Source organism: Pedobacter kyonggii (genome assembly GCF_004310665.1).
In the GTDB taxonomy this organism is placed as follows: Bacteria; Bacteroidota; Bacteroidia; order Sphingobacteriales; family Sphingobacteriaceae; genus Pedobacter; species Pedobacter kyonggii.
Map to the genome: position 1 here is coordinate 1 of NZ_SIXF01000037.1, position 23703 is coordinate 23703.

Here is a 23703-nt window from a genome sequence, read left to right on the forward strand (position 1 = left end):
CCTGTATAGAATGGTACAGCTGGCGATGGACTATAGAGGAAGTATTCAAGATACTTAAGAAAGAGGGATACAATATAGAAGCATCGGAACTTGAATACGCCTCTTCGGTTAAAAAGCTTTCTATACTGATCATGGAAGTGGTGATCAAACTGTTTCTCATGAGACTCTCCTATGCAGAGCCTGAGATAGAACTCTCAGCAGATTCCTGTTTTACGGCACAGGAACAGGAGTTTCTTGATCATCGGATAATCCGTCTTGAAGGGAAAACCCAAAAGCAGAAAAACCCATATCAGGCAAAARACCTAAAGAGGTATGTATGGGCAATAGCCAGACTTGGGGGATGGAAAGGCTACGAAAGTAAAAGACACCCAGGAATTACAACCCTTTGGATAGGCATCAAGTATTTTAAAGCATCAATGCAGGGCTGGGATATCCACAGAGATGTGTCCACACGATAGCCGTATGCCGGAACCTTAATGCTTATCGAGTCAGGATTATCTTCGATGGGCACTTCGCGGTTCCCGACCAAGTCGGGAACGACCTATTTTTAACGAAAAATGCCTTGAGCGGCAATATCCCAAGACATATGACTATTCAGAAATTTATCTATTTTTTTGATGCTGAGGGAGCCAGTCCAACAAAACCTTAACAATATCATTGAAGAAGAGATCATAAGTATCTTGAGTAACAAAGCCAATGTGCGGCGTAGCCAGTACGTTATTCAATTTTCTGAATGGATGGCCCTGGTCAAGCGGTTCTTTATCAAAAACATCTAAAGCCGCACCGGCAATCTTATTTTCTTCCAGCGTTTTGATCAATGCACTTTCATCAACCAATGGGCCTCTTGAAGTATTGATCAGGTAGGCAGTCGGTTTCATGAACGCAAGATCTTCGCCCCCCCACAATGCCTTTACTTCTATCGCTCAGCACATGTGAACGGTTAAATAATCAGACTCCTGGAACAGGGTTTTCTTATCTACATACCTCGCACCACCAGCTATTGCTTTTTCAGGTGTTAAGTTTTCGCTCCACGCAATCACATCCATATCAAAAACTTTTGCCACGGCGGCAACCTGTGCACCCAAATTCCCGAGTCCTAATATGCCAAGGGTTTTCCCTTTTAAATCGTTACCCACCATATGCTGCCAGCCACCAGCACGCAGATTGGCATTTTCTTGCGGAATGTGTTTCGCGATGGCCATTAAGAGTGCCCAAGTAAGCTCTAAAGCGCCATGACCTAAATAATCGGTATTACGCACTTCAATCTGCAATTTTTCAGCTGCAGCAACATCAATGGATCGGTTTCTGGCACCCGTAGAAACGATCAGTTTTAGGTTGAGCAGCTGCATCAGTAAAGCAGCGGTTAAAGGGGTGGGTTCGCGCATGACACAAATGATATCAAAAGGCATTAAGCGTGCTACAATTTCATCTTCTCTATGAAGATGATCGGTAAATATCTTAATATCGGCATGTTCGGCAAGTACCGTCCAATCGGCAAATGATTTCGCTACATCCTGGTAATCGTCAAGTACCGCAATTTTATATTTTGACATGTTTTACGAATTTAAATCCTTTTTAATTACAAAGCTGGTGTTTCGGTAAAGTTAATTTTCTTTGATGATGCTGCCCAGAAAACCCAGAGTAAAACACAAATACTTAGGGCTAAATCCGGATAAAAGAATGAAACAACAAAAGCGGCTAAATAGGTCGGGAATCCATACAGGTAGTTATTCCGGAGTTGCCTGATGGCAGCATCACTGATTCCAGGACGCAACAGTTTTTTATCAGAGGTAGCCTGTTGCCAAAGTAGGTTGAAAGCCAGATTAATCAAAACGAACAGTCCGGTGTAAATGGTAACCGAAAGCTGTTTTGAATCCGTTAGAAAAAACCTGGCCAGTAGTGCGCTGGGAAAAGAAACAAGCGAAACCAGGAACAGAATGAGTCCATTGGCAAACATCAGTCCCGTGTTTCGTTTGTAAATCTGTTTAAAAACTTTATGGTGATTAACCCAGATAATAAAAATGCTAAAAAAGGAAATGACAAAAGCGATATAGCCTGGCCACTGGAGCTTTAATTGCTCAAGCAGGTGAGTGTAGGTATTGCCATCTTTTACTTCTGGTATATGAAGTTCGAGCACCAGAAGTGTTACTGATATGGCGAAAACACCATCGCTAAAAGCCTCTATTCTTTCTGTTTCCTTTTCCATTTGCTCAGTTAAACGTTAAAAATCAGCTTATTTACCTGTGCTATTTCTGAATGGCTGATGGTATGCCCCATGTTTTGGTAAATAATCTCGGTAACCTTTGCGCCCATACCTTCGAGTAAAACGGTTGATTCTTTTACCCTCGATACCGGAACATGCATATCGGGATCACTGCTACCAATAAAAATAGGAGTACCGTCAAAGTGTCCATGATAATTGCGGTGATCCATCTGTTCACCGATAAGACCACCTGTGAAAGCCACCACACCACCATAACGGGCAGCATTGCTTGCAACAAAATCGAGGGTTAAACAGGCTCCCTGGGAAAAACCCAAAAAGTAGATCTGCTCTTTTGTAAATCCTTCTTTTCCCAGATCAATTACAATATCATTTATTGTTTTTAGCGCATTGGAAAGCGAAGGCTCGTTAGCCTCCCGTGGCGCCAAAAATGATTGTGGATACCAAGTATTATTTTCAGCTTGCGGGGCTATCAATGCAAATTTTGAAACCTCCAAGTATTCTGCCATCGATAATATATCCTGGGCAGTTCCTCCACGGCCGTGGATCATGATCAGCACTTTTTCTGCCTGATCAAGGCTTTTTCCAGCTTTTATAATTTCTTTCATTTTTATTCTTCTTTTATTTTGTTCCAGATATCGCGATACAGATCTTCGTGCCGCTTAAACTGGATATGAACATAGGGGCACATTGGGATAACCATTAATTTGTTTTCGCGGACATAAGCCACCATTGTATCGAGCAACATTTTAGCATAACCTTTTCCTTCTTTTGCAGGATCTACTTCGGTATGGTAAACGGTTAGGTCTGAATCTTTGATATCAAAAATCATTTCGCCAACTTTTCCGTCTTCATCATAAATATCGAACGAACTTGGTTCGCCTTCCTGAATATTTAATTTTACCTGTGCCATCTTTTTTAAATTAATTTTGGAAGTAATTTATCTAATTCTTCGCGTAAATGCTCGTGCTGATGCGGTAATTTTAAATGTGTTCCCAGTTCATTTAAAGGCTCATCAACGGTAAAGCCTGGATTTTCGGTCGCAATTTCGAAAAGAACCCCTCCTGGTTCGCGGAAATATAAAGAGTAGAAATAATCACGATCGATTTTAGGAGTAATCTGTAAGTTTTTACTTAAAATCTGCTCCCTCAATTCCATTTGAATATCCTCGTTTTTAACACGGAATGCCACATGGTGGTTGGTACCGGCAGCATTTCTGCCCCTGTGGCCAGCTGGCACTTCCAGCAGGTCTACAATGGCTGCATTTTCTACGGTATCGGTAATGAAACGGTACCGGTTTTCTTCCTGCCCCAGTAACCGATAACCAAATAGATCGGTTAATACCTTTGCGGTTTCATCGATAGCTTGCAGGGTTAGAGTGGTGCTGTGGAAACCTTTGGTTGCGGTATCCTTTTTGATATCGGCAGTTTCCCAAGGCGTTCTGCCATCTGTAGTTTTGGATACAATCAAACTCAACGATAAACCATCTGGATCTTTAAAAGCAAGCACCTGCTCACCGAAGCGCTCGGTAATTTCTTTTGTTTTAACATTTGATAGGCCAAATCTTTCCAGCCAGAATTGATGACTGCCAGCAGGTACCGAATAGCCGATTTCTGTTGCCATACCTACTCCTTCGGTACCCTGCCCGATTCCGTCCCAGGGAAAAAAGGTAAGAATGGTTCCTGCTGAACCCCTTTCATCGCCATAATACAGGTGGTATGTGCCTGGATCATCAAAGTTAACCGTCTTTTTCACTAACCTTAAACCTAACGCCTTGGTATAAAAATCGAAATTTTGCTGTGCATTACCTGCTATGGCTGTAATGTGGTGCAGGCCTAAAATATTGTTGTTCATATCGTTTAAAATTATTTTATTGATTAATTATTTATTTTTAATGGCCCAGGTTTGCTGTTTCCAGCAGTAATTCTTTGTGCTGTACAAAAGAAACCTGCAAAGTCAAACCGTTATCATTCCACATCTCAATTTTACCATTCAGTTGATCGGTAAGCCCGGTCATTAAACTCATGCCCAATGATTCGGTATCACCGGCGTCAAAACCGACGGGTAGACCTATACCGTCATCAGCAATACTGAGTCTACAGGTTCTGCTTTCAATCGTTTGAAAGGTTATTTTTACATTTCCTTTTCTTCCGCTAGGAAAAGCATATTTGATTGCATTGCTAATGGCTTCATTCAAAACCAGGCCTAGTGGAACTGCCTGGGCAACATCTAACTTAATCGCTTCAGTATCTAAAATGAATTGGATTTTCTTTTCCGTCCCAAAACATTCGATCATATATCCTACCAGTTCTTTGATGTACCAGTTCATATCGATTTCTGCGAGATTATCAGACTGATACAGTTTTTGATGAATAAGCGACATGGCATGCATCCGGTTCTGGCTATTTCTTATGGCTACCAGCGCATCTTCGTTATCCAGATAAGCAGATTGTGTATTGAGCAGACTGATTACAATCTGTAGGTTGTTTTTTACCCTGTGGTGGATTTCGCGAAGGAGCCATTCTTTTTCTCCAAGTATTTTTCTAAGCAGTTCGTTCTGCGTATTAATTTCTCCCTGCTTTTGCTCCAGGATAAGATTGCTACGCTTTTTTAAACGATAACGGTTATAAACGAGGCCTACGAACAGTGCCGCGATAACAAGTCCACCGATAAAGAAATACCTTACCCGCTCCTCATTCCCGATCCGAACCTGCTGCAATTGATTTTTTTGATGAAGCAGCGCAATATCCTTGTCTTTTTTCTCGGATTGATATTCGATTTCCAATCCCGAAATCTGTTTGCTCTTTTCGTTGTTCCAGATTGAATCGGTCAATCTCTTATAAGTTTTATAATGTGCCACTGCCGACCAAGGTTTGTTCAGTGCAGAGTCTACATCAAACCAAAGCCTGTGTAACTGCGAAAGCGCTAGTAGGTTTTTCTGCTGTATACTTTGTTTTTCATGTTCTTTTAAATAACCCTCGGCAGCAAGAAATTGCTTCTCATGGATCAGTTTCCTGATGATGCTGCGATATAGATAAATCTGGTTCGGATCATCTTTGGGCAGATCATGGTGAAATTTAATTAACGTTTTAAAATAAGGCTCAGCCTTGCCGTATTGCTCAATATCGTAATAGGTGTTGAATAAAATGTAAGGTATACGCAGTTTCATTTGTGTATCAGTTGGTGGATATTTTTTAATCAGCTCTTTCAACTCAGCTATTCCTTCTTCAAACCTTTTCATACGAACATAAATGGTGGCTACATTGGCAATGATGGTTTGCATATACCCTGGATCTTTGTAGCGCTCAGCGATGTTTTTTGCCTTTAGCCAATAATCAAGTGCCTTCTGGTCATTCCTTAAATAATAATATGTTAAACCTAAATGGTTGTTTATAGAACTTCTTTGCAGACTTGTATCGGCCAATTGATCAGCAGTTTTCTCGGCCAGCAAACCGTATTTTAAGGCTTCTGAAAAATTGCCAAGGCTGATATTGGTGATACACATGTTATTGTAAACCCCTTGCAGCTCTTTAAAGCCAATAGCCTTGTAAACAGCAAGCGAGGTATCCATTAACTTTATGGCATAGGCAGGCTGTCCTTGTATGTTGTAATAATCGCCAAGGTTTTTGAGCGAATTGCCTTCTTCTAACTTATTTCCTGCCTGACGGTATAAGGCCAAGGATTTCTTGTTGTAAGTAATTTTCTTTTCGAGATCCGCTCCTTCATTGCCAAAAAGAGTACCCATAGCGGAATAAGCGGCTGCCAATTGATCTTTCAGATTCATCTTCGAGGCGTAGGCAATGGCCTGTTCATAAATTTTTGCACCTAAAATCCTATCTCCCGATTCGCGGATAATACTTCCTTTGAGTACCATACTTCGGGCAATTCCTTTTGGATATTCGATCTTGCCGGCCAAAGCAAAAGCCTGTTCGCGGAGTTGCATCGCCCGGGCAAGGTCGGCTTTTAATTCGCCCGGTAAATTGAGGTAATAGGTACCCAGATCGATCCATAAATCGACTTTACTTTCTGTTTGACCAAGCCTACGCAGTTTAATTTCCGCTGTTTCAACTTCCCTGAGGGTCCTGATGCCCTGCCCTTTTGCAAGAACAGGATTGATCAGCATGAAAGTAATTAACTGGATCCAGAAGCCCCAACTGCAAAAATTAGCTGTTCTATTTTTGGTTGGCATCTTTAAAGTTTAGCATCATTTTTACCCTGCTTTGTACTATAATAGCAGATTAACATGGCAACACCAGGCAGCACGATACCAACCAAGCCAAACAGCTGTCCGATCCAGGCGCCGAGGATACAACCGATTAAAAAGCCCCCCAAAGTGATTAAACCTCTATTTATTCCTGAAAGGAAGTCGGCGTTTTTGAAACCTGAATTACAAAACGACCTGATATCGAGCGCAAACTGGGTTACATTACCCGTCATCATGGTTGTTGGTCCATAGGTTTCTTTGGCAAAAAGTTTCCCGAAGGCATTCTGCAGCCCCATGGCAAAAACCACGATCATGGTAACCAGGTACATTGGCCATGTAACTTCACCATTATCTATATAGCCCAATGAATACGCTATTGCACCGCCAAGCAAAAGAATAAGTCCCTCACATAAAAGCAGAAAATGCCTGTTCGAAAATCTCGCCGATATCCAGCCGCCAGCCATAACAGAAAGCATAAATATTGGGAAAGTTAGCAGCTTGATCCATGCATCACCATCAGAGCCTTTTATCATCTGGTAAGCGAATACTATAAAGTTTCCTGTAACGTGTGCTGAGAAAATCTTATCGGCAGCAACAAAGGTTATACTATCGCAATAGCCCGCTATAATGGTTAATACAAGGGTTACAAACCAGATATTGTTCTGTTTTTCTTCCATTTTGTTTTTGATTTATGATAAGTGCGCCCTTAACATCCAGGCCATAGTTTCGTGTGTTTCCATTAATCCAGTAATGTAATCGCTTGTTCCGGCATCTTTAAGCGCCCCTGCATAATTATCAATGTTTTCTCTTAAATGGATCAAGATACTTTCGTGATCTGCCAATAACATTTTGATGTAGGTTGGGGCATCGTTTTTACCACGGTCATCTTCAGTTAAGTGAGTCAATTCCAGAAACTGTTTAAGCGATGCGGGTGCATAATGACCAAGTTTACGGATACGTTCTGCAACCTCATCAACAATATCTTCCAGTTGGGTGTATTGCTCTTCGAAAAATTTGTGTTTGTTGTAAAAATCTGGCCCTTCTACGTTCCAGTGCGCTTTTCTTGTCTTTGTATATAAAACGTATTCATCTGCAAGAATTTTGCTTAATGAATGTGCAACCTCGGCAAGGTTTTCTGCGCTGATTCCAATTTTAGCTTCCATGATTTGTGATTTGATGTTTATTTTAATTAAAAAGTGTATTGAATAAATAATGATCAATTGAAATAGTCCCGGGTCCGATTAACCATAAAAAAAGCATGGCCAATGTGTACATGTAAGGCACATCACGCACTTCAATCGAATCTTTACGGTGTACTATGAAATAGCCGATGGCCGTTACCCCTATTGATGGCAATAGGAAAAGCCTGGTTCCGAACCCTAGAGCAACCAGAAATGGCACAACGGTATCAGAAAATGTAGCCACTAAGCCATTCAGTTTATCAGGCAAACCCAAGGGATTGGGTACATGCTCCTTTTCGCCATTTTGAACACGGAATTTTTTCATTCCATGAACCCTGAAAAGTTCGAGCATAAGCAGCACCCTGAAAACGAGTACAGCCCAATTGTTAAGATCTGCTCCTAAATCAGAGTATAACAAGTATTTGATAATATTTTCCATAGTTAAAAAGCAAAGCATGAGCAGCCTAATGCACCCCAAAATGCAGTGTAATTATTTACAGGGAGGCTACTTGTTCTTACTGCATCGTGGTTGTGGTTGTGAACATTGCAACTGCCTACGCAAGAATGCACCATAGCCAAAACCGAATCGGTTCCGTTCGCATTTTTTGTTTTTCCCTGTTGATCTGTTCTATGAGTAGCTGCTGAATAGTATCCGTTATAACTGTTTGTTGGCGACCAATCGGGCAGAATCGGGATTTTCGGTGGCGAAAAGGAAGAGAAATCACCTTTGGCATACACAATTTTGCCATCAACTAGAGTTAAATCAGATTCGATACTTTTGATCTGCTCATCGGCAACCTCGAAATAATCTTGGTTAAGTACAGCTAAATCTGCAAGCATGCCTACTTCGATATCGCCCTTTTTTTGCTGTTCATTCGAAAACCAGGCACTACCTCTGGTATATAGTTCTAAAGCGGTCTCTCTTGATAAAACGGTTTCTTCACTGTAGATTTTTAAGCCACCAACTGTTTTACCGGCAGTTAACCAAAACATGGAAACCCATGGATTGTAACTGCTTACACGGGTGGCATCAGAGCCTCCGCCAACAGGAACTTCCATTTCGAGCATCTTTTTAACCGGTGGTGTTTGGAGTGTCGCTTTTGCACCATAACGCTCGGTAAAATATTCACCCTGATAAGCCATTCTGCTCTGGATCGCTATGCCACCGCCCAATGCTTTTACACGTTCAATGTTCCTTTCGTCGATGGTTTCGGCATGGTCGAATATCCAGGGCAGGCCAGCAAAAGGAATATCTTTATTAACCTTTTCAAATACATTTAAAAACCGACCGATACTTTCATTATAAGTGGCATGAAGCCTGAAAGGCCATCTTTTTTCGACCAGTAAACGCACCACACGTTCCAGTTCAGGCTCCATATTATCCGAAAGATCTGGCCGTGGCTGAAGAAAATCTTCAAAATCTGCTGCAGAGAAAACCAGCATCTCACCTGCCCCATTGTGGCGGTACATATCATCTCCCTGGTAAAGTTTTACGGTATTGGTCCAGTTGTCAAAATCCTCAAACTCCTGTTTGGGGCGTTGGGTAAACAAGTTGTAGGCAATGCGAACGGTAAGTTGTTTTTGCTCATTTAGTTCGTTTACGACTTTATAATCGTCAGGGAAATTCTGAAAACCTCCACCGGCATCAATTACACTGGTAATCCCGAAACGGTTCAGTTCGGTCATAAAATGACGGGTAGAATTTACCTGATGTTCATAAGAAAGTTTCGGGCCTTTGGCCAGCGTAGAATATAAAATCATGGCATTTGGGCTGGCGATAATCAGTCCGGTAGGTTCACCATTGGCATCTCTCTGGATTTCTCCGCCCGGAGGCGCAGGCGTATCTTTTGTATATCCAACGGCTTTAAGCGCAGCGCGGTTCATAAAAGCACGGTCGTATAAATGCAAAATAAACACAGGCGTTTCGGGTGCAATGGCATTTACTTCTTCCAGCGTTGGCATTCTTCTTTCGGCAAACTGAAACTCAGACCAGCCCCCAACTACGCGTACCCATTGTGGTGATGGGGTAATATCTACTTGCTCTTTAAGCATCCGTAAGGCATCAGCCAGTGATGGAACACCATCCCAGCGTAATTCCAGATTGAAATTTAACCCACCACGGATTAAATGGATATGGGAGTCGTTAATCCCCGGAACAACCCGTTTTTTGCCAAGATCAATCAGCCTTGTTGCGGAACCCGAAAAATTCATGATGTCGCTATCACGACCAACGGCGATAAACTTGCCATCTTTAATGGCAACGGCTGTTATTTCTTCCTTGTGTTTGGCAATGGTATGAATCTTACCATTGAATAAAATGATATCTGCAGTCATGGTATCTTCTTTTTGGATTTGAGATCTTAATTTTTAATGGCAGCAATTGCTTCCTGAATGCCTTCTCCAGCTGATGTAAAAAATGCCGGTCCTGCCAAAAGGATGACTTTCGCTACTGGTTTAAAGGTTGCCATGTTCTTTTCTTTTAACCAGTTTTGGGTTCTGTAGGCTTCGAAAATGCCTTTTACAACATTACCAGCAACCAATGCCGTCGGCGAGTTGATCCCTGCGTCTTTTAAATCACTTGCAAAAGAAAAGTTGTTTACACCAAGTTTAAGCGCTTCTCTCATGGCGATGCTGCCTACTCCGGTCATTAGTTCTGGAGTGAATTTATTTCGATCGCCAAGACCGATTAAAAGCAGGCGTTTGCCACCGATGGTACCTTTTGGTGGAGAAATTAAAATGGTTTCGTTGGCGTGACCCAAAAATTTCCCGCTTTTGCGGATTTCGGTGATCAAACCTTTCATATCCTGATCTAAGTGTACCAAACCATTTAACGCTGGCGGAAGTGCGGGTGGCGAATTAAAAATATCTCCTTCGGTGTACTCAAAAACACAGGCAATCTGTAAAGCGCTAACCTGCGCCGATGGTCCCTGAACAACCCCTTCGATGGCAATCCCATCAACCGTACCCCAAACTTTGGCCGTTCCTATTGCGGTGGTATTTTGTGCAAATGCTGTTCCTGTAACAAATACAGAAAATATGATGATGGCCAGCCTGAAGTTTTGGATAGCAGCTATTGATTTTTTAGTGAAGTTATTTTTCATTTTCTTATTGTTTAAAATTTGTATGATACCTGAGCATTAAAAAACTTTGAATTGTCCCAGAGTGGTACGACATCTTTTATAAAATCACCCACCCTGAAATATTGCCCCCCACAACTGAATGAAAGGTTGTTATTGAATTTATAATCTGCACTGAGCAGATAAGTGGTACCGATAAAACGATGGTTAGAAAGTGAACCTGAGGTATTAAAATTTCCGCTGGGGCGATAGATCCCATCGTTTGTAGAATACCTCCAGTTAAAAACAATATCAGCCTGGATGCTTAATTTATCGGTTGGGTTAAGGGTTAAGTAAGGATGCAGATCAATTAGGTTCGAAGGTCCGATGAGTGGGTTAAATCCAAAATAACCTCCTTTGGGATATAAGGGATTAAAGGTTTGGAGTTTCCCATCGCCAGCTTTCCTGTCGCCCGAGATATAATCATTCCGTAGGTTTACAGAGGGCTTAAGCTTGGTTTCTTCAAAAGTATAACCCAATTCAATAGCCATTGTCCAGGCATCGATATTGCCACTTCCAAACTTGCCAAACTGATAGGCTGCTTCTACATTATAGATAAAACCACCGCCACTTTTCCAATATCGCGTAGCCAGAGTATGCCTGATTTCTTTTGCTATGCCTTCTTCAAATTCAGCATCATCACGCCTGATGCCTAAATAATAGAAATCGAAGTTCCCGCCTTGTTGGATATTGAGGTTGGAATAAGCACCCCAAAGGTTGGCCTGATGGCTGGGGCGATTATCGAATACCCCGAAATTCACTTCGTCAGCCGCTAAAACAAATGCATCCAGTGAAAACCGCGGTGTTGCATACATCAGTTTTGCTCCAGTAAAATATTGCCGTACGGTTGTCCCCTCTCTTACAGAAATTAACCGACCAGAGCCGTAATTAATTTCCTGCCTACCCAACCTAAGGGCTAATTTATTCGGTGAATCTTTAAGTATCCTATATTCTGCAAACAGATTTTGTACCACAAGCTGATCTTCATCAACCGGAGAGGGGCCATACTTACTGCCATTTTCGAGCGCACTGTTTACCTGAGCGAAAAACCGTAGTCTTTCTCCAACATTTAAATCAGCATAAAGCGAGTAGCGCTGTAAAAAAGAATAATTGAAACCCTGATTTTCGATCCAGTCTTCATTGATTTTTCCTCCATATTCCTCCCTGATTTCGCCACCAAAACTGAGGTAAACTTTTTTATCTACCGAAAGCGGCAGGAACTTTAACGTATTGTAGAGGTTCCTGGCCGAATCTTTCAGCTTGCTATAATCCTCATCGTAGCGCATTAGCTTAATGCCTTGGGCGAAAGCCACTGTTGTTGATAAGCAAAAACAGATTGCAACAACGAATGCCAAATGGGGATAATCAGTTCTCATTTTATGTAAATGAGGGTTAGTGTTTTACCATTTTGTGTGCATACTGGATACCAAGGCCATAACCTGCACCGTATTTTTTCATTAATGTGGTTACAGGCTCATAGGTTCCGGTTCTGGCCCAATCTCTTTGAAGTTCGAGGATGTACTGCACAGAAGTTACCGGTTTTACACCTGCATGAACCATCCGTTGAATGGCCCGTTCGTGTGCCTCATTGCTTACATCACCACAGGCATCAGTGATCACGAAAACGTCAAAACCTTCTGACAAGGCTGATAAAGCCGGACCAACGATACAAACACCTGTCCAAAGACCAGCCAATACAAGTTTCTTCTTTCCGGTTGCAGTGATTGCTTTGTAAGCTGGTTCATCTTCCCAGGTATTCATCGAAGTCCTATCGATATAATTTGAAGTAGCCTGGGGATAAAATTCTTCAATTTCTGGAAAAACAGGGCCTGCAAACGAATCTTCGGCAACTGTGGTTACAATAGTGGGTACGTTAAAGATTTTAGATGCGCCACAAACAATGGCAACATTTGTACGAAGTTCGGTAATAGAGATGCTTTTTGTTGCAAAAGCCATCTGCCCCTCGAAATCGATTAATACTAATGCATGATTTTCCGGAGATAATAAGTCAGGTGATGGTTTCATAATTAAATATTTTTGTTTCCCTCACTGTTCCAAAAAACATACCACCAAACAAATAGCTATAAATCAGAATCTTACATAAAAACACACGAAATATGATTAACTATATATCGTTGATTTACGAATTTTAATATTGTTTTTACCAAAGGAAGTAGAGGGGAAAGCGTGTGTGTTTTAACCACAGAGAAAACAGAGTAGGGCACTGAGCGCACAATTTGGGTTTTTTAGTTAATTTTTCCGAACAGCGATTTGATTAAGGTATCGTCATCCTATAGCTATCGGATGTGAGAAGGCTTTTTTTAGCCGACGAAGCAATCTTTATGGCAGGACTCGCGAACATGAAAGATTGCTTCGTCGTTCCTCCTCACAATGACGACCTATTTTGGGGATTTATTATAAGTAATTATTTCGGGGTCTATTTAAAACAAACATTTACCTCTGCGGAAATTTCCTAAATCTGCGGGGTAAATTATTTGATCACCTAAACAATAACGAAAAAAAATCAAAAAATACCAACATTAAAACACAACATAACTCACTAAAAATCAGTAGTAAAAATAAACAAATAACGAAATTTCGTTACCAATTTAACGAATCAAAATTCATTAATTAAATTTATAAACCCTACTTTAGCGACATGGAAAGCAAGGGCAATTTATCTGAAATTCAAAATCAAGAACATGCCATCCTAAATATTAATGGAGCTACAGTAGTTGAAATCGAAAATGCACGCTTGGTTAAAAAACTCGAACAAAAAGAAAGGGAAAATGCAGTTTTGTTATCGTTAAGCAACTCCATTGCTTCCATCAGAAATAAACTTGATCTCTTCGATGTTATAGACCTAAAGCTTAAAAAATTATTTGATTTTGATGACTTTGTTATCTGTTTGATTAATGACGACCAGCAGACCCATAGTGCTTTCATCTATAACCAAAAAGAGGATTTTCTTAAAACAGCCGGTATAGCGCCAGAATCGTCTAAGAAGTACACGCTCGACGACGGCATGTGCAGGGCGATGATTTCTTCAGAAAAACCAATCGTTTTTAATGTTGAAGAAGTTTTAAGGTGGGATGACGCACCTGCCTGGTTATCATTTTGGCACAACAAAGGCATCAAAGAAATGATTGGTCTGAAAATGGTGGACCGATCAGCATGTATCGGTTTCTTTTACCTCTACACTAAGAACATGAATTCGTTATCGAATATCTATTTTGATCTGCTGCAGGGCATTTCGCTGCAGATTTCAATAGCGATATCGAACATCCGTGCAAACGAAAAAATAGAGCAGCAGCTCTTAGAAATCAATGCGTACAAACAAAAATTAGAGGATGAAAAAAGTTACCTGCAGGAAGAGATCCAACACAAATACAACCATACAGAAATCATCGGGCAGAGCAAGTCGTTAAAAGGCATTTTCCATCTGATTGAGGCTGTGGCTGCTACCGATAGCACTGTACTTATTACCGGGGAAACAGGAACAGGAAAAGAACTCATTGCAAGGGCATTACATAATTCCTCACTTCGCAGCAATGAATTGATGGTTAAAATCAATTGTGCCGCAATCCCTGCTAGCCTGGCTGAAAGTGAACTTTTTGGTCATGAAAAAGGCAGCTTTACAGGTGCAACAGAGCGGCGCATCGGCAAGTTTGAACTGGCACACAATGGGACGCTTTTTTTGGATGAGATTGGCGAACTTTCATTAGAACTTCAGGTAAAGTTGCTCCGTGCATTACAGGAAAAGGAAATTGAACGGATTGGCGGCAGGGATGTAATTAAAACAAATGTAAGAATTATAGCTGCCACGAACAGGAATCTGCTAAAAGAGGTAGAAAAAGGAAGTTTCAGGAGCGACCTATATTACAGGTTAAACGTATTTCCAATTCCAATCCCACCGTTGAGGAATAGATTGGATGATATCCCTCATCTTACGGCATTCTTCATTGAACGCATTTCAAAAAAAACAGGAAAGCAGGTAAACGCCATTTCCAAAAGCGCGCTGAACAAACTCATGCTCTACCCCTGGCCGGGAAACGTGAGGGAGCTGGAGCATTTGATTGAACGTAGCATCTTATTAACATCCGGCAACATATTAAAAGAAATCCACCTACCTAAAACAGATAGAAATGAGGCAATTAACAATACGGATGAGCAAAAAATCAAAAGCATCCACGAAAACGAGCGCGACCATATTCTATCGGTTTTAAAACGTTGCAAGGGAAAAATATCCGGTATCGGTGGAGCTGCAGAAATATTAAATATCCCTGCTACCACCCTTAACTCAAAAATTAAAAAATTTAAGATTAAACGGGAACACATCCTGAATAAGTAACATTTAATGATAGAATTAAACAAACTGTTTAAAAAAGTTGCGGCAGTAAAGCATGTCAATAAAATGATAGTGCTCATTATGCTATTTGCGATTTTCAGTTTAATGCTCATTAGGAGCAGTAATACTTCAGCCAGAGATCAGGTAGGCAGTCTAAACCCTACAGATTCTCTTCAAAAGCTACAGAGACTTTTGGCTGATTCAAAACCCGATACAAACCGCATACAATACCTGCTAAAAATTGCCAATCATTTCATTAATCAACAAGAAAACCAAAGCATAAATTTAGCGAAGGCAATGCCTTATCTGCAAAAGGCACGCATTTTAAACGAGCAACTTAAATCCCCAAACTGGGAATTTCGTACCCTTATGGCTTACGCCCGGTTTTTGAACAAAAAACATTTAAGAGTACAGCAGGCACTCACCTATGAAAAGGCAATTGCTGTTGCAAAAAGAATTGGCAATAAACATTTCGAAGCCAGCGCATGGTATTCTTATTATGTCAATGTTCCCGATACCGTTTCGGATTATAAAAATAGAACATTTTACAACCGCGCAGCTACCGCACATGCCTTATATAAAGAAATTGGCACCTCTTTCCAGGAAAAATACAGAGAGGCAACGCTTCTAAAAACAATGGCAGATTTCCATTTGGAGGAAGAAAAATTTGATTTATCCATAAAAGAGCTTTTTGAGGTTATTGCCTTGGATAAAAAATTCAAACTTCCCGATCTGCCAATGGCCTATGATCTGCTTTCGGCAGTTTATGAAAGAAAAGGAGAACTCAGTAAGGCATTGAATTACGCGTTACTGAGTGTAAAAACGGCACAAAACAACCACGAGGAAGTGCTCGGCACTTATTTAAACCGGGTAGGCTCTGCCTATGAGGCCATGGGTAAAGCTAAAGAAAGCATTGCCTGGTACCGTAAAACCCTTGATGTTAACGATAAAAAAGATCCTTTCCGCTTTGTTACGGCTTATTCCATTACGAGCCAAATGATCAAACTGGGTGAAGCAAAAAAAGCACTGGCCATACTCGAAAAAACCTGGAGCGAGGTTAACAATCCATCAAGTGGACATGAATATTTTATGTTTCTGGCATTTGGCGAGTGTTATGCTGCGCTAAAAAAGTACGATCTGGCTAAAAAACATTTCGATAAACTCCTAGAAGATAATACATTACAAACATACTCTAACCCTTTCCAAACTTCAGTTTTCTTCTCCGTAAGCGAATTCTACTTTGCCCAGAACAAATACGGACTGGCGTTGCAGTTTGCAGAAAAAGCAAGAGAAAACCAGATCAGCATGACCTTACCAAGGCAGATCAGGTTAAATGAAATTCTTTACAAAATAGATCTATCTACAGATCGTCCGGCAGAGGCCATTATTCACCTGCAAACTTTTCATAAGCTTAGAGATTCGATGCTTAGCCAGGAGAATTTAAATACCATTGAGCGTTTGAAGATTGAATTCCAGGCTTCGCAAAAGGAGAATGAAAATGAAATCCTCAGGAAGAAATCGCAATTGCAAAGCCAGGAACTTAACCGCATTCAATGGATTAAAAATGCCACTATCGCCGGGCTGGCATTTTTAACAATCGTACTTGTTTTAATCTATGGCAGGTTCCGGTTGAAAAAGAAACTTCATGATACTTTGGTAAAGAAAAAGGCAGATATAGACCTTGCTTACGCTGAACTCGAGATAAATATTCAACAAAAAAATAATTTAATTGAAGAGAAAGAAAGCTTAATTAAGGAAGTGCATCACCGGGTTAAAAACAACCTGCAATTAACAATGAGTTTATTGAACAGCCAAAGTTATTACCTGGAAGATTTATCTGCAATTGAGGCGATAAAGGAAAGTCAGCACCGTTTAAAAAGTATTGCGTTGATTCATCAAAAGCTTTACCAAACAGAAAATCTGGCTACCATAAACATTCAGCCTTATATCGTAGAATTGGTTGAATATTTAAAGGAAAGCCTGAACGGTGATAAAAAGATAAGCTTTGAGTTGGACATTTTAAATCTCGAACTGGACATTTCGAAAGCCGTTCCGCTTGGCTTAATTATAAACGAGGCGATTACCAATATTTTCAAATACGCTTTCCCTGACAGGCATGACGGAAAAGTGATCATTACCCTAAAAGAATGTCAGGCAGATCATTATCAACTGTTTATTAAGGATAACGGCATCGGATTACCCGCCGACTTTGATTATGAACAGAACAACACACTAGGCATTATTTTAATGAAGGGATTGAGTGCCCAAATTGATGGTGTTTTTACGATGGAAAGCAAAGATGGTGTTTCGTTAAGCTTAATTTTTATAAATAGAAGTGAAGATTTATTCCTGTTGAAAGATTAATTGAAGATGAGGACAGAAAAAATTCTAATTGTTGAAGATGAATTTATCGTTGCGCACGATCTGCAGATGATTTTGCAGCGTGCCGGCTATCAGGTTGTCGGCATTGCCGATTCTGTTAAAAATGCTCAAGCCCTACTGGAAAAACATCAGGTAGACCTGGTTCTTTTAGATATCTATTTAAAGGGCAGACTAACCGGCATTGATCTGGCGCATGACTTAATGAAAAGCCAGATCCCTTTTATTTATGTCTCTGCAAATTCGAATGAAAAAGTGCTGGAGGCTGCAAAGTCTACCTGTCCGTACGGGTTTATTGTTAAACCTTACCGCGACCGGGACATTTTATTAAGCATTGATATTGCCAGGTACCGCAAGGAAAACAGCAATAACATGAAAATGAGCAGCGAGCGCTTTATGCAGGATTTCATTGTAGATATTTCGATGAAATCGTTAAACTGGCAAAAGAAAATTTTAGCCATTGCAGCTGCCTTTCAGCCATATATTCCTTTTGATTTTATTGCGCTTTCAGGTATCGCAAAAGATGGAAAACGATATAGCGAAATTGGAATCACCAGAAAAAACTTCGACCAGTACGACTTATTTACAGCAAATGAGTTCTTAAAATACGCGGATTTAAGCAGGGCAGAATATGATACCATCAATCAACTGGTACCCGAAACAACAGCCGATGCCATTTACGTTGGTGATGATTTTGAGGGGGTAAAAAAGGCTGCCCCAATGAAAAATTTAATCGCCACCACTTATCATCTTTATTCCAATCTGGTAAAAACATTCTACCTGGAAAATGGCGATCAGATCAGCTTTTCGTTTTACAGTAGAACTGAAAACATTTACCAACCCGCACACATGGAGCTGCTTAACTTTTTATCAGGCACTTTAGAGAAAAAATTGGTCCATATTATCGAGCTTGAAAAAGCAGGAACGGAAACAGTTTTTCATCAAGAAAGCGGCAACTATCATGTAGCAAAAAAAAATTTTGAAAATATTATTGGCAAAAGCACTGCTTTGCTCAGTGTTTTAGACAAGATAAAAATTGTTGCACCAACTGATACATCTGTATTGATAACCGGAGAGAGTGGGACAGGAAAAGAAGAAGTTGCCAAAAGCCTCCACCGCTTATCGCATAGAAGCGCAAAGCCAATTGTGGCCGTAAATTGTGCTGCACTACCTGCAGATTTAATTGAATCCATTCTATTTGGCCATGAAAAGGGCTCGTTTACAGGCGCTGTGAACACCAGAATCGGAAAATTTGAAGAGGCCAACGGTGGCACCATCTTTCTCGATGAGATCGGAGAGATGCCCTTCGATCTGCAGGCAAAGCTTCTCCGCGCGTTGCAGGAGAAAGAAATTGAGCGGATTGGTGGCAAACAACCTATTAAAGTCGATTTAAGAATAATTGCTGCTACTAACGTCAATTTAGAGAAAGAGATCGCAAAAGGCAGGTTCAGGCTGGATCTTTTCTATCGCCTTAATGTTTTTCCAATCCACGTTCCTCCGCTTTGTCGACGAAAGACCGACATCCCACTACTGGTAGAATATTTTGTTCAGAAACATGCAAAAGCAGTAGGTAAAAACATTACCGAAATTCCAACTGATTTTATGGATCGGCTGATGTTATATGATTGGCCAGGCAATATCAGAGAATTGGAACATGTGATGCTGAGGAGTGTACTGCTTTCATCGAATGAAAAACTTAATCCCGATCATTTGGAACTTGGAATTAAAAATGAGGAACCGCTTTCGCAAAATGGAATAAAAACAATTATCGATAATGAAAGAGACCATATCATCAGGGTTTTGGAGCTCTGCAAAGGTAAGGTTGCAGGCAGCGGTGGTGCGGCAGAATTATTGGGCATTCCGGCAACTACTTTGAGTTCTAAAATTAAAAAGCTGGATATAAAACGTTAGTGATATTTAGTAAATCGACGATATATCATGAATTCCAAAAACCAACTAACACAATAAAACACTGATAAACAAAAACTTAAAGATTGGTATTTTTCTTGACTTGAATAGACTGTATTAATCAAAAAGAGACCTTTGTTGGCCGTTGATTTATATCTAACGCTCGCCCGAAATAGAAAATGAAACAGAAAATCTTAATTGTAGAAGATGAATTTATTGTAGCCAACGATCTTAGGATCATGCTCGAAAAAGCTGGCTATAAAGTGTGTGGGATAGCACCATCTGTGGTAAAAGCGCTTGAGCTGATCGCAGCTAAAGAACCCGACTGGATATTGTTGGATATTTTTTTGCAGGGCGACAAAACAGGAATTGATCTGGCTGGCCAGCTTACCGAAATGGGAATCCCTTTTATTTATATTTCCGCAAACACCAATCAGGGGATTTTAGAAGCCGCAAAAGCAACCCTGCCCTATGGCTTTTTGGTTAAACCTTTCCGCGAAAAAGACCTGATGGTAATGTTGGATATTGCCCGTTACAGACATGAACAAAACCTGAAATATAACCATCATAAAGAGCCACCGCTACATAAACAGATTGAGCATATTGCCCAAAAGCAGGAACCGGTTTCTCAGCGTTTAAAACAAATCAGTGCCGCGATGCACCCCGTTGTACCTTTTGATTTTCTCTGGATTACCAGATCAAAGCCACGCACCACTACGAAGGATGTTTACATCAGCCGCGCTTCCGACGGAAAATTCAATATCCTCAGCACCGACGCTTTACTGAAAGAAACCAATATTTCAGATCGTGATTTTAAAACATGGAACAGCACCGCGCTTGCCCATAATGGGAAACCCATCTTTAACGGATATGATTTTCGGAAATTGAGAATGGAAAGTCTATCGATACAAGCACTTTCAGACCATTACAAACTTGAATCAGTCTTGATTACCGAAATTGAAAGAGATACAGATGTATTTCAGTTCGTTTTTTTCAACCAGCTTTCAGATCTCTACACAAAAGTCCATTCAGGTATTATTGGCCAATTTAAGAAAAGCCTTGAGCTCATTATAGCTAAAATTATTTTAAGTAAGGATAGTATAGCTCAAACTCCAGCTGTGGGCTTACCTGTAGTTGAAAAGCCAATCATCAAAAAAGAACAAGCTATAGAAATCCGAAAGGATTTTAATGGCATTATTGGCAACAGTGCTTTACTGCACGCCGCATTTAAGAAACTGGAACTGGTGGCACCCGATGATACTTCGGTGCTTATTTTGGGCGAAAGTGGCACTGGAAAAGAAAAAATTGCACAGACCATCCATAAATTATCTCCCCGTAAAAACAAACCCTTAATTACCGTAAACTGTGCAGCCTTACCCTTAACCTTAATAGAATCGGAACTTTTCGGGCATGAAAAAGGTTCTTTTACAGGCGCAAACGAAAAACGCATCGGCAAGTTTGAACAGGCCAACGGAGGCTCGATTTTTCTGGATGAGATAGGCGAACTTCCCTTAGAAGCTCAGGTAAAACTATTAAGGGTTCTCCAAGAAAAAGAAATTGAACGTTTGGGTGGAAATTACACCAAAAAGATAAACGTTAGGATCATTACGGCCACCAACAGAAACCTGGAAAAAGAAGTTGCAGAAGGCCGTTTCCGCCTTGACTTATATTACCGCTTGAATGTTTTCCCGATAGAGTTACCTTCGCTGAGAGACCGAAAAGAAGATATACCTGCTCTGGCCGCTTATTTTATTGACAAGTATGGCAAAAAAGGATCGTCATCAGTTACTTCAATATCTACGGATGCGTTGAATGAAATGCAGGATTATCACTGGCCTGGAAATGTCAGGGAATTAGAGCACCTGATAGAAAGAAGTATGCTGTTAACTGAAGGGGAAATGATTACTAAAGTTGACCTTCCAAACCCTACCTTGGCTGCAAGTGTTGCTCATGGAGATCATTTCAAAATCAAAACCATGGAGGAAATGGAGAGGGAGCATATTATGGGTATTTTGAAAATGTGTAAAGGCAAAATATTTGGCCCGGGTGGCGCGGCGGAAATCCTTAATATCCCTTCTACGACATTAAACTCAAAAATTAAAAAACTAGGGATAAAATTTGAATTTGTTAAGTAGGCTTTAGGTGAAGTTGAGGTTTTAGTCAGGAGTCGGTAGTCCCGAGTCCGGAGTCGATTAAGCGCTGTGATCTAGGTTAAGATAAATCGTCATCTCCGCAGTGGAGAGATCTTTGAACGATGTTAAAAGATTTTGCGTTGCAACGCCTGGTCACTGCTGTATAAACCATTTAGCCATTATTTTACTGCAATTTCTTATGCGGAATTTTGGTATCTGATAAATCGATCTGCATTTCCTGCTTCCTGATCATTTCATCACTAAATTGCTTTTCCTTGCGGATTTTGTGAAGTTCTTGCCGCTGGATATGATAAATATCTTTTAAGATATGGTTATAAACTTCCATCTCTGCATTTTCGATCGCTTCGCACTCCATCGATTCGAGTCTTCTGGAGGTATGGTTTAAACTGTTCTCGAGTTCATTTTTCAAACCATTTACCAATCCAATTCCTTCTATTTCCTCTGCGTAGTTTTCCCTTAAGCGGTTTAACGAAACCTTTAATAGCCGCTGTTTAATACTGGCCTCTTGTTGCTCATCAGGTACCAGTGGATCGATTTCGTAAATGTTGATCGCCTTGATGATATAAGGCAAAGTAAGGCCCTGAAAAACCAGGGTAACCAAAATAACCACAAACGTGATGAAGATGATCAGGTTACGGTGTGGAAAATTAATGTGGGCAGCAGTAGTAATAGGCAATGAGAGTGCCGCGGCCAAAGAAACTACTCCTCTCATTCCAGCCCAACCGATAATTAACGGGCCTTTCCAGCCTGGGTGGGCTTCACTCCTTCTTACCTTGGCAGATAGCCACCTTGGTATAAAAGCTACCGGGTAAATCCAGGCGATGCGGAGTACAATTACAAGTGCACTAATGATCAGTCCATAACTAAAAGCTTCCCAAATTGAATAACCTTCTAAACCGGCCATTATGATCGGTAATTCCAATCCGATCAAAATAAATACCAAGGCATTTAGGATCATGGTTAATGTTGCCCATACATTGATGGCCTGCAATCGGCTCTGCCCATCTACAAAAATTTCGTGCGACCGGTACGATAAAAACAAACCCCCACTTACCACAGCCATCACGCCCGAAAAATGGAACTGCTCAGCAGCCAGATACATAAAATAGGGCGAAATTAAAGTGATGGCAGCATCGATGCTGGGTGTAGTAGGTAAAAACCGATGGATAAGATATAATACGTGAGCCACGGCCAATCCGATTACAATGCCCATAACAGTACTTAAGAAAAAGTCACCTGCTGCATTTGAAAGCGAAAACTGCCCTGTAATTACCGCAGCTAAGGCAAAACGGAGCACAATTAAACTTGAGGCATCGTTAACCAAACTTTCGCCCTCCAAAATGGTGGTAATCCGTTTTGGCACTTTAATATTCTTCAATACTGATGTTGCCGCAATGGCATCAGGTGGCGAAACAATGCCCCCAAGCAAAAAGCCCATAGCGAGTGTAAAACCGGGAATCATGGAAGAGGTTAAAAATGCAACGGCTACCGATGTGATAATAACCAGGCCAAAAGCAAGCAAACTGATCGGCCTGCGCCAGCGCCAGAAATCATTCCATGAGGTATACCAGGCAGCTTCATAAAGCAGCGGAGGAAGAAAAATCAGAAATATAATTTCAGGATCTATAGACATTGGCGGGATACCCGGAATATAGCTGATACCTAGACCGGCAATTACTAAAAATATAGGATAGGAAATTTTTACCTTTTGCGCCAGCATAATCAACAGAAAAGCTGCTGAAAGTAAAATAATGAACTGAAGAAGGGTATAGTGCATAGCTTTTTCAAAACAAAAAACAAACCACAAATATAATCAACAAATAACCAGTTACTTGAGCTTTAAAGGGTTGTTGTTTCAGCAAAGCAATTGACGATATAACATGATTTTACCTGGAATAATTGCTGAAATCCACTAAACAAACAATAAATGGGTAATATGATAATGCCAGAAACTAATGCTCCAGGTTGTTGGTTTAATCAATACGATTATCTCACTGCCAAAGCATAATCAAAAATCATTAAGTAGAAATCAATCCTACCAAACAACTACCGTAAATTAACGAAATAAAGCAAATAAATAATCAACAAATAAATAATAAATAACTAAAAATCAAATACTTAACAAAATGGATCGCAAGTTGCAATAAGTCAGCACGAAACTTAAGATACAGTTTAGTGATTACCTTAACATCA

17 protein-coding genes and 2 pseudogenes are annotated in these 23703 nt (G+C 40.5%); 5 read left to right on the forward strand and 14 right to left on the reverse strand.

Annotation, left to right across the window (positions count from 1 at the left end):
- A pseudogene (locus EYS08_RS25905) lies at positions 1 to 458 on the forward strand (IS4-like element ISSysp3 family transposase); the annotation flags it as partial.
- Between the two features lie 144 nt (positions 459 to 602).
- Here the strand turns inward: EYS08_RS25905 and EYS08_RS22780 are convergent.
- The 13 genes and pseudogenes from EYS08_RS22780 to EYS08_RS22840 form a co-directional block, all read right to left on the reverse strand.
- A pseudogene (locus EYS08_RS22780) lies at positions 603 to 1553 on the reverse strand (D-2-hydroxyacid dehydrogenase family protein).
- A gap of 26 nt (positions 1554 to 1579) precedes the next feature.
- Positions 1580 to 2206, reverse strand: a complete 627-nt coding sequence (locus tag EYS08_RS22785) for a TMEM175 family protein (RefSeq protein WP_131032248.1) — start codon at positions 2204 to 2206, stop codon at positions 1580 to 1582.
- Positions 2207 to 2214: 8 nt separating this feature from the next.
- Positions 2215 to 2829, reverse strand: a complete 615-nt coding sequence (locus tag EYS08_RS22790; RefSeq protein ID WP_131032249.1) for an alpha/beta hydrolase — start codon at positions 2827 to 2829, stop codon at positions 2215 to 2217.
- 2 nt (positions 2830 to 2831) lie between these two features.
- Positions 2832 to 3134: a GNAT family N-acetyltransferase gene (locus tag EYS08_RS22795; protein ID WP_131032250.1), complete on the reverse strand. Its 303-nt coding sequence runs from the start codon at positions 3132 to 3134 to the stop codon at positions 2832 to 2834.
- A 5-nt stretch (positions 3135 to 3139) separates the two neighbouring features.
- The gene (locus EYS08_RS22800; protein ID WP_131032251.1) at positions 3140 to 4075 is read right to left on the reverse strand and encodes a ring-cleaving dioxygenase; all 936 of its coding nucleotides are present in this window, start codon (positions 4073 to 4075) and stop codon (positions 3140 to 3142) included.
- Positions 4076 to 4112: 37 nt separating this feature from the next.
- Positions 4113 to 6410, reverse strand: a complete 2298-nt coding sequence (locus EYS08_RS22805; RefSeq protein ID WP_131032252.1) for a histidine kinase dimerization/phosphoacceptor domain -containing protein — start codon at positions 6408 to 6410, stop codon at positions 4113 to 4115.
- 2 nt (positions 6411 to 6412) lie between these two features.
- Positions 6413 to 7102 carry a YoaK family protein gene (locus tag EYS08_RS22810; protein WP_131032253.1) on the reverse strand — a complete coding sequence of 230 codons (690 nt, stop codon included), beginning with the start codon at positions 7100 to 7102 and terminating at the stop codon, positions 6413 to 6415.
- Between the two features lie 12 nt (positions 7103 to 7114).
- Entirely contained in the window at positions 7115 to 7588 is a 474-nt protein-coding gene (locus tag EYS08_RS22815; RefSeq protein ID WP_131032254.1) for a Dps family protein, read from the reverse strand.
- Positions 7589 to 7610: 22 nt separating this feature from the next.
- On the reverse strand, positions 7611 to 8045 hold the full coding sequence (locus tag EYS08_RS22820; protein WP_131032255.1) for a DoxX family protein: 435 nt from the start codon (positions 8043 to 8045) through the stop codon (positions 7611 to 7613).
- 2 nt (positions 8046 to 8047) lie between these two features.
- Positions 8048 to 9940: an amidohydrolase gene (locus EYS08_RS22825; protein ID WP_131032256.1), complete on the reverse strand. Its 1893-nt coding sequence runs from the start codon at positions 9938 to 9940 to the stop codon at positions 8048 to 8050.
- A 26-nt stretch (positions 9941 to 9966) separates the two neighbouring features.
- Positions 9967 to 10707, reverse strand: a complete 741-nt coding sequence (locus tag EYS08_RS22830) for a M17 family peptidase N-terminal domain-containing protein (protein WP_131032257.1) — start codon at positions 10705 to 10707, stop codon at positions 9967 to 9969.
- A gap of 11 nt (positions 10708 to 10718) precedes the next feature.
- Positions 10719 to 12098: an alginate export family protein gene (locus EYS08_RS22835; protein ID WP_131032258.1), complete on the reverse strand. Its 1380-nt coding sequence runs from the start codon at positions 12096 to 12098 to the stop codon at positions 10719 to 10721.
- 16 nt (positions 12099 to 12114) lie between these two features.
- Positions 12115 to 12747, reverse strand: coding sequence for a hydrolase (locus tag EYS08_RS22840; RefSeq protein WP_131032259.1), 633 nt, complete (start codon positions 12745 to 12747; stop codon positions 12115 to 12117).
- A 634-nt stretch (positions 12748 to 13381) separates the two neighbouring features.
- Between EYS08_RS22840 and EYS08_RS22845 the strand changes: the two genes are divergently transcribed.
- From EYS08_RS22845 to EYS08_RS22860, 4 genes are all read left to right on the forward strand, one after another.
- Positions 13382 to 15073 carry a sigma-54-dependent Fis family transcriptional regulator gene (locus EYS08_RS22845; RefSeq protein ID WP_131032260.1) on the forward strand — a complete coding sequence of 564 codons (1692 nt, stop codon included), beginning with the start codon at positions 13382 to 13384 and terminating at the stop codon, positions 15071 to 15073.
- Positions 15074 to 15079: 6 nt separating this feature from the next.
- The gene (locus EYS08_RS22850; protein ID WP_131032261.1) at positions 15080 to 17434 is read left to right on the forward strand and encodes a tetratricopeptide repeat-containing sensor histidine kinase; all 2355 of its coding nucleotides are present in this window, start codon (positions 15080 to 15082) and stop codon (positions 17432 to 17434) included.
- A gap of 6 nt (positions 17435 to 17440) precedes the next feature.
- Entirely contained in the window at positions 17441 to 19360 is a 1920-nt protein-coding gene (locus EYS08_RS26400; RefSeq protein ID WP_131032262.1) for a sigma 54-interacting transcriptional regulator, read from the forward strand.
- A 176-nt stretch (positions 19361 to 19536) separates the two neighbouring features.
- Positions 19537 to 21492, forward strand: a complete 1956-nt coding sequence (locus tag EYS08_RS22860; RefSeq protein ID WP_131032263.1) for a sigma 54-interacting transcriptional regulator — start codon at positions 19537 to 19539, stop codon at positions 21490 to 21492.
- A gap of 181 nt (positions 21493 to 21673) precedes the next feature.
- Here EYS08_RS22860 and EYS08_RS22865 read toward each other — a convergent pair whose 3' ends face one another.
- Positions 21674 to 23287 (reverse strand): Na+/H+ antiporter, encoded by a 1614-nt coding sequence (locus EYS08_RS22865; RefSeq protein ID WP_131032264.1) that lies wholly within the window; start codon positions 23285 to 23287, stop codon positions 21674 to 21676.
- Between the last annotated feature and the right edge of the window lie 416 nt (positions 23288 to 23703).